The organism is Rhizobium sp. BT03 (genome assembly GCF_030053155.1).
In the GTDB taxonomy this organism is placed as follows: domain Bacteria; phylum Pseudomonadota; class Alphaproteobacteria; order Rhizobiales; family Rhizobiaceae; genus Rhizobium.
Genome location: NZ_CP125640.1, coordinates 2,716,924 through 2,731,434 on the forward strand (window position 1 = coordinate 2,716,924; position 14,511 = coordinate 2,731,434).

Annotated in this window: 12 protein-coding genes and 1 pseudogene; 8 read left to right on the top strand and 5 right to left on the bottom strand. The window is 62.1% G+C overall.

What is annotated here, in order from left to right; translation table 11 throughout:
• Positions 1-5: 5 nt before the first annotated feature.
• Both QMO80_RS13325 and QMO80_RS13330 read left to right on the top strand, forming a co-directional pair.
• The gene (locus tag QMO80_RS13325) at positions 6-647 is read left to right on the top strand and encodes a carbonic anhydrase (protein ID WP_283197014.1); all 642 of its coding nucleotides are present in this window, start codon (positions 6-8) and stop codon (positions 645-647) included.
• Between the two features lie 96 nt (positions 648-743).
• Positions 744-2,357 carry a GGDEF domain-containing protein gene (locus tag QMO80_RS13330; RefSeq protein ID WP_283197015.1) on the top strand — a complete coding sequence of 538 codons (1,614 nt, stop codon included), beginning with the start codon at positions 744-746 and terminating at the stop codon, positions 2,355-2,357.
• Between the two features lie 51 nt (positions 2,358-2,408).
• Here the strand turns inward: QMO80_RS13330 and QMO80_RS13335 are convergent, their stop codons facing one another.
• From QMO80_RS13335 to QMO80_RS13345, 3 genes and pseudogenes are all read right to left on the bottom strand, one after another.
• On the bottom strand, positions 2,409-3,230 hold the full coding sequence (locus QMO80_RS13335) for a lytic transglycosylase domain-containing protein (RefSeq protein WP_283197016.1): 822 nt from the start codon (positions 3,228-3,230) through the stop codon (positions 2,409-2,411).
• 168 nt (positions 3,231-3,398) lie between these two features.
• On the bottom strand, positions 3,399-4,433 hold the full coding sequence (locus QMO80_RS13340; protein ID WP_064841193.1) for an aspartate-semialdehyde dehydrogenase: 1,035 nt from the start codon (positions 4,431-4,433) through the stop codon (positions 3,399-3,401).
• A 111-nt stretch (positions 4,434-4,544) separates the two neighbouring features.
• Positions 4,545-4,774, bottom strand: a pseudogene (locus QMO80_RS13345) (hypothetical protein).
• A gap of 68 nt (positions 4,775-4,842) precedes the next feature.
• Between QMO80_RS13345 and QMO80_RS13350 the strand changes: the two are divergent.
• The 5 genes from QMO80_RS13350 to QMO80_RS13370 all read left to right on the top strand — a co-directional run bounded on the left by QMO80_RS13350 (position 4,843) and on the right by QMO80_RS13370 (position 11,302).
• On the top strand, positions 4,843-6,597 hold the full coding sequence (locus QMO80_RS13350; RefSeq protein WP_283197017.1) for an alkaline phosphatase: 1,755 nt from the start codon (positions 4,843-4,845) through the stop codon (positions 6,595-6,597).
• A 208-nt stretch (positions 6,598-6,805) separates the two neighbouring features.
• Entirely contained in the window at positions 6,806-7,267 is a 462-nt protein-coding gene (locus QMO80_RS13355) for a hypothetical protein (RefSeq protein ID WP_283197018.1), read from the top strand.
• Positions 7,268-7,273: 6 nt separating this feature from the next.
• Positions 7,274-7,966 (top strand): ABC transporter ATP-binding protein, encoded by a 693-nt coding sequence (locus QMO80_RS13360; RefSeq protein WP_283197019.1) that lies wholly within the window; start codon positions 7,274-7,276, stop codon positions 7,964-7,966.
• A complete protein-coding gene (locus tag QMO80_RS13365; protein ID WP_283197020.1) occupies positions 7,963-9,231 on the top strand; it encodes an ABC transporter permease in 1,269 nt (422 codons plus the stop codon). Before QMO80_RS13360 ends, QMO80_RS13365 begins: the two co-directional genes overlap by 4 nt.
• Positions 9,232-9,415: 184 nt before the next feature.
• A complete protein-coding gene (locus tag QMO80_RS13370) occupies positions 9,416-11,302 on the top strand; it encodes an MFS transporter (protein ID WP_283197021.1) in 1,887 nt (628 codons plus the stop codon).
• 43 nt (positions 11,303-11,345) lie between these two features.
• Here QMO80_RS13370 and lpxE read toward each other — a convergent pair whose 3' ends face one another.
• Together lpxE and leuB are read right to left on the bottom strand one after the other, a co-directional pair.
• Entirely contained in the window at positions 11,346-12,098 is a 753-nt protein-coding gene (lpxE, locus tag QMO80_RS13375) for a lipid A 1-phosphatase LpxE (RefSeq protein ID WP_283197022.1), read from the bottom strand.
• A gap of 176 nt (positions 12,099-12,274) precedes the next feature.
• The gene (leuB, locus tag QMO80_RS13380; RefSeq protein WP_283197023.1) at positions 12,275-13,387 is read right to left on the bottom strand and encodes a 3-isopropylmalate dehydrogenase; all 1,113 of its coding nucleotides are present in this window, start codon (positions 13,385-13,387) and stop codon (positions 12,275-12,277) included.
• A gap of 167 nt (positions 13,388-13,554) precedes the next feature.
• Between leuB and QMO80_RS13385 the strand changes: the two genes are divergently transcribed.
• Entirely contained in the window at positions 13,555-14,487 is a 933-nt protein-coding gene (locus tag QMO80_RS13385) for a pyridoxal-phosphate dependent enzyme (RefSeq protein ID WP_283197024.1), read from the top strand.
• Positions 14,488-14,511 lie beyond the last annotated feature (24 nt).

Consider the following 14,511-nt stretch of genomic DNA (forward strand, 5'->3'; position numbering starts at 1 on the left):
GAAACATGCAGCGTTTTCCAAATTCCCTTCTGGACGGTTATCGCAACTTCATGAACGGGCGTTATGCCGACGCCCGCGACAGGTATCGGCTGCTTGCCGAGAACGGTCAGAGTCCCAACACGCTTGTCATTGCCTGTTCGGACTCCCGTGCGGCGCCGGAGCTGATCTTCGATGCCGGCCCGGGTGAGCTCTTCGTCATCCGCAACGTCGCCAACATGGTGCCGCCCTACGAGCCGGACGGTCATTTTCATTCGACATCGGCCGCGCTCGAATTTGCGGTGCAGGCGCTGAAGGTCTCGGATATCGTCGTGATGGGCCATGGCCGCTGCGGCGGCATCCGCGCAGCGCTCGATCCGAATGCCGAGCCGCTGTCGCCGGGCGATTTCATCGGCCGCTGGATGTCGCTGGTCAAGCCCGCCGCCGAGCAGATCCAGAGCAATGACGTGATGACGGCGGCCGAGCGGCAGACGGCGCTGGAGCGTGTGTCGATCCGCAATTCGATCGACAATCTCAGAAGTTTTCCCGACATCAAGGCGCTCGAGGAAGCGGGAAAAATGCATCTTCATGGCGCCTGGTTCGATATTTCGACCGGCGAGCTCTGGGTGATGGATGCCGAGACACGCGACTTCATTCGTCCCGAAATCTAGGGATCTACCGCTTTATCAGTTTATTAAGAATTGCTGCTAAGATTGCGGTCAATTGGTCGCGCACGACCGACGTTTTGATCACCGTGGCGATTGGCGATGAAGTTCGAGACCATCAAAAGGGTTATCCTGGCCGCCATCATGCTGCCCTTCGTCTTCATGCTCATTGAAGGGGTCGTCGTCATACGGGCTTCGGTCAAGCAGTACAGGGATCTCGAGAAAGACCGGCAGTTCGCCGATGTGCTCGCCCGCGGCGGCTCCATCGCCGCAACGGAGATCCTGAGTGAGATCGGCGCCACGCGCCTCTATCTCGCGCGTCCCAGCAGCAAGACGGCCGCCGACATGCAGCGAAGCCGGGCAACGCTCGATGACGAGCGCCTTGCCTTCTATGCCAGCCTGCCCTCCCGCGATACGCTCGACGAAGGGCTTGCAGAAGAATTGTCGATTCTCAGCCTTGCCTACAGCCGGATCGTCGCCGCGCGCAGCGCCGTTGACCAGGGCCGCTATCTCGGCAGCGATCCCGGGTCGATCTACTGGTATGCAGCTCTCAAGCAGCTTGCCGTCGTCGATGCGCTGTCACCCCTGATCAGCGATCCGGTGCTGCTCGAAAAATCCAATCAACTGATGGGCATCATGCTGGCCTATTACGGCGAAAGGCTGATTACCGGTGTCGGCACCCGATATCTCGATCATGGCGCTTCCGCCAGATTTCCGGTGGAGCTGTTCATCCAGGGCAAGGTCATGCTCGGCGAGGGCATGGATCACATGGTCTTTCATTCGGCGGCGCCGATCGTGCGCGATATCGTCGCCTATCTCGCTCGCCGCGACCAGGTGAAGGCGAATGCGATCACCGATGCCATCCTCGCCGGATCGCGGCCGAAGGGCGTGGTGCGCGAGGCCTGGGCGGCTGCGCAGAGCGAACGCATGGCTTTCCTGCAGCAGAAGATGATCGAGGCGGCGAGCGATATTCACGAGACCGGCGAAAATTTTTCGACGCGCTCGCATTTGCATTTGACGCGGATCCTGGCGCTGTGCGCCGGGCTGCTCATTCTCGCGACATTGGTGATGCTGCTGGCGGCAAGGGGCCTGCGCCTGATCGACCGGCTGGCGCGGGACCGGGAGACGCTGGTCGGCGAGTTGCGCAACGCGGCCCAGACCGATCTCCTGACCGGTCTTTACAACAGGCGCGGCTTCGAGTTCGCCGCTTCGGCCCTTCTCACCCAGGCCGAGCACGGATCACGCTGGATTTCCGTCGTGCTCTTCGATCTCGATCATTTCAAGAGGATCAACGATGTCAACGGCCATGATGCCGGCGATGCGGTGCTCCGGCATGTCGCGGGGGTCGCGCGTGCGAATTTCCGTTCCTTCGATCTCTTGGTGCGCCATGGCGGCGAGGAGTTCCTGGCGCTGTTGCCGGATTCGACCCCCGACGATGCGGCAATCGTTGCCGAGCGCGTGCGGCTGGCGATCGAGGCGGCGGAAATCCCCTTGGAGAGCGGCGATATCCTCAAGGTGACGGCGAGTTTCGGATGCGCCGGCCGGGCAAATGACGCGGCCAACCGGAACTTCGAAGATCTGGTCAAACGCGCCGATCTGGCGCTCTACGCTGCCAAGGCCTCCGGCCGCAACTGCGTCGTTTCGGGGCCGATCGTGCCGGCGCAGGAGGAGCGCCGCAAGACAGCGTCCGGCGGCGGTTTCGATTCCCGCATATGAAAAACGCCGCATGTCGCAGCGGCGTTTTCGGGTATCGCTGTCGATGAAGGCCTATTTGCCGTCGATCTGCTGGCCGATATAGGCAATCGCCTGCTGATAGACGCTGGCGGCGTTCCAGCCCTGGATAGCGACGAAGTTCGGCTCTCCCGGCTGATAGCCGGCGCCGGCGCGCCAGCCATGGCCCTTGAGGAAATTCGCGGTCGAGGCCAGCGCATCGGCGCGGGAACCGACCATGTCGACGCGGCCGTCGCCGTCGCCGTCGGCGCCGAAGCGCACGACATTGCGCGGCAGAAACTGCGTCTGGCCGATTTCACCATGGGCGGCACCCTTGGCCTGCGGGCTCAGATACCCCTCGGAGACGAGCTGGAGCGCGGCATAAAGCTGGTCAGTGAAATAGTCCGAACGTCGGCAGTCATAGGCGAGCGTCGAAACGGCCGACAGCGTATGCTGGTTGCCCATATAGCTGCCAAAACCGGTCTCCATGCCCCAGATGGCGATCAGCGGGCCGGCCGGAACGCCGAAACGGCGCTCGATCGAGGCAAACAGCGCCTGGTTGGCGGCCTTCATGCTGCGGCCGCGGGAGATGACGGTGGCGCCGCCGCGCTTCTGCATGAACGCGTCGAAGGAGAGTTTGAAGCTCTTCTGGCCGCGGTCGGCGGCGATCGTCGGTTTGTTGTAATTGACGTTGGCGAAGGCGCGGCTGAGCACCGACTGGCTGACGCCGTTGGCTGCTGCCGTCTGTTTGAAATCGGCGACCCAGGCGTCGAAACCGGCGCTGGTGTTGCCACATTGCGGTCCTTGCGCGAACGCCGGTACCGCATGGAGAACGCCCATTGCCGCAGCGGCCGCCAGAAATAACTTTGTCATGCGCATTGAGAAACCCCACTCTCGATCTGCATAGCTTTGAGGCGGGCAAAAGAATGCCAGCCACTCGCGATTTTGTCACGATCACCTTTTAGCGAGCGCTTATACAGTTGTATTCGCCCGGAAAAGCCCCGCTCAACGAGCAGGGCTTTAGCATATCATGGTTTACAAATGGTATCAGGCGGCCTGCTTGCGCGGCTTGACAAGGCCGCGATTGACGAGCAGCTCGGCGATCTGAATGGCGTTCAATGCCGCGCCCTTGCGCAGATTGTCGGAGACCACCCAGATGTTGAGGCCGTTTTCGACCGTCGCATCTTCCCGGATGCGCGAGATGTAGGTCGCGTCCTCGCCGGCGGATTCATACGGCGTGATGTAGCCGCCGTTCTCACGCTTGTCGATGACGAGGCAGCCCGGTGCATCGCGCAGGATGTCGCGGGCCTGGTCGGCGGTGATCTCGTTTTCGAACTCGATGTTGACCGATTCCGAATGACCGATGAATACAGGCACGCGCACCGCCGTGCAGGTCACCTTGATCTTCGGGTCGAGCATCTTCTTCGTCTCGGCCAGCACCTTCCACTCTTCCTTGGTGTAGCCGTCTTCCATGAAGACGTCGATGTGCGGGATGACGTTGAAGGCGATACGCTTGGTGAACTTCTTGTTCTCGATCGGATCGGCGACGAAGACGGCGCGCGTCTGATTGAAGAGCTCGTCCATGCCGTCCTTGCCGGCGCCGGAGACCGACTGATAGGTCGAGATGACGACACGCTTGATCTTGGCGAAGTCGTGCAGCGGCTTCAGCGCCACCACCAGCTGGGCGGTCGAGCAATTCGGATTGGCGATGATGTTGCGCTTGGTGAACTGGCTGATGGCATCCGGGTTCACTTCCGGCACGATCAGCGGCACGTCGGCGTCGTAACGCCAGGCCGACGAATTGTCGATGACGATGCAGCCCTGCTGGCCGATCTTCGGCGAGAACTTCTTGGAGATCTCGCCGCCGGCCGACATCAGGCAGATATCGGTGTCGGAGAAATCGTAATTCTCCAGGTTGGAGACCTTCAGCGTCCGGTCACCATAGGAAACCTCGGTGCCCTGCGAACGCGCGGAGGCGAGCGCCACGACCTCATCGGCGGGGAAGCCGCGTTCGGAGAGGATGTTGAGCATCTCCCGGCCAACATTTCCGGTCGCTCCCGCAATTGCTACTTTGAAACCCATTTCTCAAGCTCTCTTTCTCTTCTCTCCTCTTGTCCGGTGAGGGGAAAGGCGCGACGGATCGCGTCTTCCTGTCCCCAGCCGAGCCGGGGAGAGAGCGGCAGGCCAGAGACGTCAGACGGTTTTCGTCGTCGTTTTGGCCTTGGTTTTGGCAGAAACCGGAACGGCAATGTCCACCCCGGCAACCCGTGCCCGGTCATTGCGGTCAGCAATGGCGTGTTCGTCGCGAACCATGGAGATTCCTTTTCCGCTGTTGCTCTTAGAAGGTTTTCCACAGGAGTCAAGGTTTTTGCGCTTGAAGCAGGACGCGAAAGCGGCGGCTCGATGCTGCGACGTTTTGTCATGCCGCTGTCATCCTCGGGAGGTATCCCGGCCACGTTATCAATGTCTGCAACGAAAACGGGGGTTTTCCATGCGTACGCTTCTTGCCGCCTTTGCGGCCACCACCATCCTTGCGGGCGCCGCTCAGGCGACGACGGTCTATCCGCTCGATCGCGCGACGATTCTTGCCGGTTCGCCGTTCGATTTCAAGGTCGAACTCAACAAGCAGGTCAAGCCCGAAGACGTGAAGATCACCGTCAACGGCCAGGACTACAAGACCGTCCTCGGCGGCGAGGCGCGGTTCGTCGAGCTGGAAAAGGGCAAGGATGACAAGGCTCTCGGCTCCGCTCTGCTGCTGCGCGGCCTGAAGATTTCCACTCCGGGCGATTACAAGATCGAAGTCGCTGCCGGCGACGAAACGAAGTCCGTCACCTGGAACGTTTACGAAACCGCGGCTCAGCCGAAGGCCAAGAACATCATCTTCCTGCTCGGCGACGGCCTTTCCGTCGCCCATCGCACCGCTGCCCGCATCATGTCGAAGGGCATGAGCGAAGGTAAGGCGAACGGCCGCCTGAACATGGACGATCTCGATCGCTTGGCTTTCATCGGCACCTCGTCGACGAATGCCGTTGCCACGGACTCGGCCAACACCATGTCGGCCTACATGACCGGCCACAAGACCGCCGTCAACGCGCTCGGCGTCTACGCGGACCGCACCCCGGCCTCGCTTGATGACCCGCGCGTCGAAACCATTGCAGAAGCCGTTCGCCGCACGACCAAGAAGTCGATCGGCATCGTCGCGACGGCTGAAGTCGAGGACGCGACGCCGGCTGCCGTCGTTTCCCATACCCGCAACCGCAACGACAAGGCCGACATTGTCGGCATGCTGCTCGAGGTCAAGCCGGAAGTCCTGCTCGGCGGCGGCTCGGCCTATTTCCTCGGCAAGGAAGTCGCCGGTTCCAAGCGCAAGGACAACCAGGATTACATCAAGCTGTTCCAGGATGCCGGCTACAAGCTTGCGACCGACAAGAACGAGCTCGCCGCCAATGCATCGGCCGAAGGCAATCTCCTCGGTCTCTTCCACACCGGCAATATGGATGTCACGCTCGATCGCGAGTTCCTGAAGAAGGGCACCGTCGACAAGTTCCCGAACCAGCCGGGTCTCGTCGCCATGACCAAGGTCGCACTCGACCGGCTCTCGAAGAATCCTGATGGTTTCTTCCTGATGGTCGAAGGTTCCTCGATCGACAAGATGTCGCATCCGCTCGATTGGGATCGCGCCGTCTTCGAAACCATCGAATTCGACCAGGCAATCGGCGTTGCGCGCGAATTCCAGAAGGCCCATCCCGACACGCTGATCGTCGTCACCGGCGACCACACCCACGGCGTTTCGATCATCGGCACCGTCGATGACGAGAAGCCGGGCACGGAAATGCGCGAAAAGGTCGGCACCTATGCGGAAGCCGGCTTCCCGAACTACAAGGACGAAAACGGCGACGGTTATCCCGACAAGGTCGACGTCAGCCGCCGCCTGTTCCTCAGCGCCAATAACGGCCCCGACCACTACGAGACCTTCCGTCCGAAGCTCGACGGCCCGTTCGTTCCGGCTGTCCAGAACGAAAAGAAGGAATATGTCGCCAACGAGCAGTACAAGGATGTTCCGGGCGCCGTCTTCGTTCAGGGCAATCTTCCGAAGAGCAGCGAGAGCGGCGTCCATGCGGTCGACGACGTCGTCCTGCAGTCGGCTGGTCCGGGTTCGGAAGAATTCCATGGCTACATGGAACAGAGCGACGTCTATCGCGTGCTCGCCGACACCTTCGCGCTCGGCGCCAAGCAGACGAACTGATCTCTCGACGCGGATGATTTTAGGCCGGATCGGCCTAAAATCTGAATCCGCATCGCGATCAAAGAAATAGAGCATGATGCCGAAAACCGCTCACACTTTTCGGCATCATGCTCTGGCCGATCCCGCAAGGCCGCTTGCCGGCCTTGCCTCTTTCGTTGATCATGGTCCCGGCCGTTCAGCGGCCGGGATTTGTTTCCTGGAGGTCGCCATGGACATATTCTCTTCGCTGCATCTCAGCCGCCGCGGGCTGATCGGCGCCGCCGTTGCGCTTCCCTTTACCGCTTCCACCGTTCGCGCCGGCGATGCTTCGCTCTCCTTTGACGAGCTCTACGGCAAGTTCGGCGTGCTCGGCCTCGAATTCTCCGACAAGGTGAAGCAGCTCGCGGGCCAGGACATCAGCATGAAGGGCTTCATGGCGCCGCCGCTGAAGGCCGAGGCGCAGTTCTTCGTGCTCACCGAGGTGCCGATGTCGCTCTGCCCCTTCTGCTCCTCGGATGCGGACTGGCCTGACAATATCGTCGTCGTCTATCTCTCGGAGAAACAGACCTTCGTGCAGCCGCGCCAGACGATCGAAGTGCGCGGCATGCTGGAATATGGTTCCTGGACGGACCCGGATACCGGCTTCGTCAGCCTGCTGCGTATCCGCCAGGCCGAATATTCCGCGGCCTGAACCGATATGCTCGCTCTTCATATCGAAAACCTTGACGTCACCTTCCTCGGCCTGTCCTCGCCGGCGCTGGCAATCACTAGCCTGTCGATCGATGCCGGCAGCAGGGTCGCCATTACAGGCGCGTCCGGCTCCGGCAAGAGCACCTTCGTTAATATCGTCGCCGGGCTGGAACGGACGCGGCAGGGCCGCATCCGTTGGAACGGCGAGGATATTGCGGGCTTTTCGGAAAGCCGCCGCGACCGGTTCCGTGCCGCCAATATCGGCCTGGTCATGCAGGAATTTCATCTCTTCCCCGGCCTATCGGCGCTGGAGAACGTGCTTCTGCCGGCGCGGCTTGCGGGTGCGGCCACGGCTGATGTCATCGAGCGGGCGCATGCGCTTTTGAGCACAGTCGGTCTTTCCCGCCCCGGCCAGAAGATCGAAACCATGTCGCGCGGCGAGATGCAGCGCGTGGCGATCGGCCGGGCGCTGCTGCGCAAGCCCGGCGTCATCATCGCCGACGAGCCGACGGCGAGCCTCGATGCCGAAAGCGGTGAGGCCGTCGGCGATCTTATCCTCGATCTCGCCATTGCCGAAGGCAGCACGCTGATCGTCGTTTCACACGACCAACGCCTGGCCGGCCGCCTCGATCGGCGCATTACCTTCGGCTCCGGCCGGATCAGCGGCGATTCCGCGGCAGCGGCGGGAGAGGCTGCATGATCCGCTTCATCCTTGCCGATCTTCGCCGCCTCTGGGCGGGGTCGCTGGTGGTCGTGCTGCTGGTGGCGCTGGCGACCGCGCTCGGCGTTTGCGTTGTGCTGCAGGAGCGGGCGCTTCGTCTCGGCAGCGCGCGCGCCGCCGACAAGTTCGATCTCGTCATCGGCGCCGGCGGCAGCGAGACGCAGCTCGTGCTGTCCTCCGTCTTCCTGCAGCCTTCGCCTTTGCCGCTGATGCCGGGTGAGGTCTTGGGCAGGCTTGCCGCCGATCGACGTGTCGACTGGGCAGCCCCGATCGGCTTCGGCGATTCCTTCTCCGGCTATCCGATCGTCGGGACGACGGTGACGCTGGTGGAGAACCTGTCCGGCGGCTTTGCCGAGGGCAAGGTTTTCGCCCGCGAGGGAGAGGCGGTGATCGGCTCCGCGGTCAAGCTGCCGCTCGGGGCCGAGATCAAGCCGATGCATGGCCAAGCGGAAGAAGGCGGCGAGACTCATACCGAACTCGTCTATCACGTCGCCGGCCGCCTGCGGCCGACGGGGACTGCCTGGGATCGGGCCATTCTCGTTCCGATCCAGGCTGTCTGGCATATCCATGGCCTGGGGGCAGACGCGCATGAAAGTGCCGAGGAGGCAGGACACGATCACGCGCATGAAGGCGCCGGTCATGATGCGCACGAGCATCATGGAGAAATCGACCCGGATGCCGCCCTCGACGAAAACTGGGCTGCGGATGCGCCCGGGCTTCCCGCCATCCTCGTCAAGCCGAAGACGATCGCCGACGCCTACAAGCTGCGGCAGGACTATCGCAGCGGCAATACCGTCGCCGTCTTTCCCGGCGAGGTGCTGACCGATCTTTACGCCACGCTCGGCGACGCCAAGCAGATCCTCGTTGCGGTCGCCGCCGGCGCGCAAGTGCTCGTCGCCGCCTCGCTGGTCCTGGTCACGGTCATCCATATCGGCCAACGCCGCCGCCAGATCGGCGCGCTCCGGGCTTTCGGCGCCCCGCGCGGCGCGATTTTCGGCATTGTCTGGCTGGAATTCTTCTTCCTGGTGGCCGCCGGCATCGGGCTCGGATTCACCTTCGGCTATGCTGCGGCGCTGACCTTATCCGGCATGTTCTCTCAGACGAGCGGGATCGCCATGCCGGTTGGCTTCGCCCGTGAAGACGCCGGGCTTGCGGTGGTGCTGCTCGCCTTTGCCGCCGTCCTGGCCGCATTGCCGGCGGTGCTCGCCTACCGGCAATCGCCGGCGCAGGCGCTGAGAGCTTAGCCACGGCCGGCCGACTCCGCTGCCTGCAAAGCACGTTGCCATTAGACTAAAGTCATAATCCCAAAGCATCTCTCTTTTTGACTTGGCGTTTCTGGCACACTCTCGTCAGGCGTGTCGCGGCCAGGGGTCTGCTTTGAGGAGAGTAGGTCGCGCGCGTTGCTCATCACTCTGTGGAGGACAGACAATGGCAAATGTCGCAAGCATCGACGGCGCGAAGGCCGGTCCGATGACCGGCGAAGAGAAGAAGGTGATCTTCGCCTCTTCGCTCGGCACCGTTTTCGAATGGTATGATTTCTATCTCTACGGTTCGCTCGCCACCTATATCGGCGCGACCTATTTCACCCAATATCCCGAGGCGACGCGCAACATCTTCACGCTGCTCGCCTTTGCCGCCGGCTTCCTGGTGCGCCCCTTCGGCGCCTTGGTGTTCGGCCGTCTCGGCGATCTCGTTGGCCGCAAATACACCTTCCTGATAACGATCCTGATCATGGGTTTCTCGACCTTCCTGGTCGGTATCCTGCCGGGTGCCGCCACCATCGGCATCGCCGCGCCGATCATCCTGATCGCGCTGCGCCTGCTCCAGGGCCTAGCGCTCGGCGGTGAATATGGCGGTGCGGCAACCTATGTCGCCGAACATGCGCCGAACGGGCGCCGCGGCTATTTCACCTCATGGATCCAGACGACGGCGACGCTCGGCCTGTTCCTGTCGCTGATCGTCATCATCGTGGTTCAGTCTCTCATGGGTCCGGTTCAATTCGCCGCCTGGGGCTGGCGCATTCCGTTCCTGGTCTCGGTCGTCCTGCTCGGTATTTCCGTCTGGATCCGTCTGAAGATGAACGAATCGCCTGCATTCCAGCGCATGAAGGCGGAAGGCAAGGGCTCCAAGGCGCCGCTGACCGAAGCCTTCGGGCAATGGAAGAACGCCAAGATCGCGCTCATCGCGCTTCTCGGCGCCACCATGGGCCAGGCGGTCGTCTGGTACGGCGGCCAGTTCTATGCGCTGTTCTTCCTGCAGAACGTGCTGAAGGTCGATCTTTTCTCGGCCAATGTCATGGTCGCTATCGCGCTCTTCCTCGGCACGCCATTCTTCGTCATCTTCGGTGGTCTTTCCGACAAGATCGGCCGCAAGCCGATCATCATGGCGGGCCTTCTCATCGCGGCGGTAACCTATAATCCGCTGTTCAAGGCGATGACATGGACAGCGAACCCGGCGCTCGCCGAAGCTCAGGCCTCGATCCGCGCGACGGTGACGGCCGATCCGGCGGATTGCAAATTCCAGTTCAATCCGACCGGCACGTCGAAGTTCACCAGCTCCTGCGACGTGGCGACGGCGTTCCTGACGAAGAACTCGGTGCCCTATGATGTCGTGCCCGGTCCCGCCGGTCAGCCGGCAACGGTGAAGGTCGGCAACGAGACGATCCCGAGCTTCGACGTCGTTGCCGCCGGCGACAAGGCTAAGGGCATGACCGCCGCCTTCGAAAAGGGCGTCAACATCGCGCTCCACGATGCCGGCTATCCGCTGAAGCGCGGCGCCGCCAAGGTGCCGGATTCCAAGCTCGATGCTTTCATCGCAGCCAATCCGGAACTGGCACTCAATGCCGATACCGTGCGTGCCGGCGAGAAGGAAACCGTGCCGGCGGCCAAGCTGGTCGAGACCAAGCTGCTGACGACGGATGAGGCCAATGGCGTCACCGATATGGCGGTTTACAACATCGCCAATGGCGGCAGCTTCGCCATGGTGGCCGATCCCGCTCGTGTCAACTGGGTCGGCACGATCGCCATCCTGTTCGTCCTCGTCCTCTATGTGACGATGGTCTATGGCCCGATCGCCGCACTTCTGGTCGAGCTCTTCCCGACCCGCATCCGCTATACCGGCATGTCGCTGCCCTATCACATCGGCAACGGCTGGTTCGGCGGCCTGCTGCCGGCCACGGCCTTCGCGATGAGCGCCGCCGCCGGCGATATCTATTACGGTCTCTGGTATCCGATCGTCTTTGCGGCGATCACGCTGGTGATCGGCCTGATCTTCCTGCCGGAAACGAAGAACAGAGATATCAACGCAATGGATTGATTACACGGTCGAACGTGAGAAGCTTGAGAAAACGGCCCGGCGCTTACAAGGCGCCGGGCTTTTCCATGTCCGGAAACAGGCGCTTGGCGAGCGGCCAGCCGTCCGGCGCCAGTTTGAAGAGCAGGCCGCAGCGGGCATAGACGATCGCCGTCAGCAGCGAGAACCAGGCGCCGAAGGCAAGGCCGGCGATGACATCGCTCGGATAGTGGGCGCCGACCATGACACGCGTCATGCCGAGCCAGATGGCACAGGCAATGAAGGCAACGCGATAGCGCGGGAAGAGAAGCGCAAAGGCGGCGAAGAAGGCGCCGACCGTGGTGGAATGGCCCGACGGAAAGCTTTCGAAAGCGGCGTGGCCCGAAAAGGGTGTGAAGGAAAAGATGCCGTAATCCTGGAAGTGATCAGGGCGCGCCCTGCCGATCGCCCGCTTCAGCAGATTGGCGAGAAGCCCGGAGAAGACCACCGTGGTGAAGAGGTAAGCGCCGATCCAGCTGACATAGAGCGCCTGCGCCTTGGAGCGCGCCGTCTTCAACAGTCTGTAGCCTGCCCTGCCCTGAAAGAAGAGCAGGATGCTGGTGTAGATCAGCCAAGCGGAATCGCCGAAACCGGTCAGCATTTCGCCGAGCTGCTTCACCGGCGCGGAAGGCTCGCTGGCGCCGATCGGCGCATCGAAGAGCAGCATGGAAAGGATGACGGCATTGAGCGTGATGAAGAGGCTGGCCTGCCAGCGCAAAGGTGGCATGCCGACACCGCTCCGGCGCCAGCGCCTGTCCAGGGAAGCCCAAAATGCCCGCATTCCGTCGTCCGTTCGAATTTGCCAGTTTAGAATTCGGCGCAAAAATACACGAGATTGTGGCTGAGAATAGTCCGTTTCGGAGAATTCGACCGACCACCGTTCAGGCATCTCCGCTTTCACGAAAAAGCCCTCCGCATGCGTGATGCGAAGGGCTGAACTGTTTCACGTGAAATATATCAGGCGGAAAGCGCCTTGAACTCGGTGAGGATCGCATCGCCCATCTCGACGGTGCCGACCTGCTTGCAGCCATCGGCCATGATGTCGCCGGTGCGGATGCCCTTGTCGAGCACGTTGGCAATCGCCTTTTCCAGGTCGTCGGCTTCCTTCACCAGATTGAAGGAGTAACGCAGGCACATGGCGAAGGAGGCGATCATGGCGATCGGATTGGCGATGCCCTTGCCGGCAATATCGGGGGCCGAGCCGTGCACCGGTTCGTAGAGCGCCTTGCGCTTGCCGGTCTTGCCATCAGGCGCGCCGAGCGAGGCCGACGGCAGCATGCCGAGCGAGCCGGTCAGCATGGCGGCGACGTCGGAGAGCATATCGCCGAAGAGATTGTCGGTGACGATGACGTCGAACTGCTTGGGCTGGCGCACCAGCTGCATACCGCCGGCGTCAGCCAGCATATGTTCGAGCTGGACGTCGGAATATTTCGCCTTGTGCGTCTCGGTCACCACCTGGTTCCAGAGCACGCCCGACTTCATGACGTTGCGTTTCTCCATGGAGCAGACGCGGTTCTGGCGCGTACGGGCCATTTCGAAGGCGACGCCGGCGATGCGTTCGATCTCGTAGGTATCGTAGACCTGGGTGTCGATGCCGCGCTTCTGGCCGTTGCCGAGATCGATGATCTCCTTCGGCTCGCCGAAATAGACGCCACCCGTCAGTTCGCGAATGATCAGAATGTCGAGGCCTTCGACCAGTTCCGGCTTCAGCGACGAGGCCGAGGCAAGGGCCGGATAGCAGATGGCGGGACGCAGGTTCGCAAACAGCTGCAGATCCTTGCGCAGCCGTAGCAGGCCGGCTTCCGGGCGGACTTCGTAAGGCACGCTATCCCATTTCGGGCCGCCGACGGCACCGAACAGAACGGCATCGGCGGCAAGCGCCTTCTGCATGTCGGCTTCCGAGATTGCCGCGCCATGGGCATCATAGGCGGAGCCGCCGACAAGGCCTTCGTCGGTGACGAAACCGGCATTCATCGCCTCGTTCATATAGGCGATGATCTTGCGGACCTCGCCCATGGCCTCGGGACCGATGCCGTCGCCCGGCAGCAGGAAAAGATTGCGCACAGTCATGAAACCCTCCTGGGAAAAACAGTTGCGGTTTCTTAGACCCCGGAAATGGGCATTTCAAGCGAGAGAAGCGGTGAATCGGTACGCTTCGCTCTTCGCCGCAATGGTTGCTCCTGCGCCCGCAAACGGATTAGAACAGCAGCCTAGCTTTATGTCCCCGGATGTTTCCCATGCCTTCAGCGCCACTCCATCTCGATACGCCCTTGGTTCAGACAGCATCTGGCTACAGCGCCAGCGGCAAACCGCTGTGGCTGAAGCTCGATGCGCTGCAGCCTTCCGGCAGCTTCAAGCTGCGCGGCGTCGGCCGGCTTTGCCAGCACGCGGTGGACAATGGCGCGCGCGAGATCTTCTGCGCATCCGGCGGCAATGCCGGCATTGCCGCGGCCTATGCCGGCCGGGCGCTCGGTGTGCCGGTCACCATCGTCGTGCCGGAGACGACGGCGGCCGATGTGCGCCAGACGATTGCCGCAACGGGCGCGAAAGTCCTCGTTCATGGTTCGGTTTTCGACGAGGCCAATGCCCATGCGGTCGAACTCGCAGAGAGTCGCAAGGCGAGTTATGTGCATCCCTTCGACCATCCGCTGCTGTGGGATGGTCATGCGACGCTGATCGACGAGGTGGTGGCCAAGGGTGCGAAATTCGACTGCGTCGTCACCAGCGTCGGCGGCGGCGGCCTGCTTGCCGGCATTGTCGAGGGGCTGCAGCGCAACGGGCTTGCCGATGTGCCTGTGATCGCCGTCGAAACGGAAGGCGCGGCCTCGCTCAACGCCAGCCTCAAGGCGAATGAGCGCATCACCCTGCCCGCCATCACCTCGATTGCCACGTCGCTCGGCGCGCGGCAGGTGGCGCAGCATGTCTTCGATCTGCCGAAACGGCATCCGATCGAAAGCATTGTCGTCAGCGATGCCGATGCCGTTGCCGCCTGCCTGAAATTTGCCGATGCGCAGCGCATTCTGGTCGAGCCTGCCTGCGGTGCGGCCCTTGCCGTTGCCGATGTGCACGCCGGGTTGCTTGCCCGCTTCGACAATCCGCTCATCGAAGTCTGCGGCGGCATCGGCGTATCGCTCGAAAAGCTGAGGCTCTGGAAAGAAAAGTTTCTCTGATCTGAGATCAAAGAAAAAGCCGGG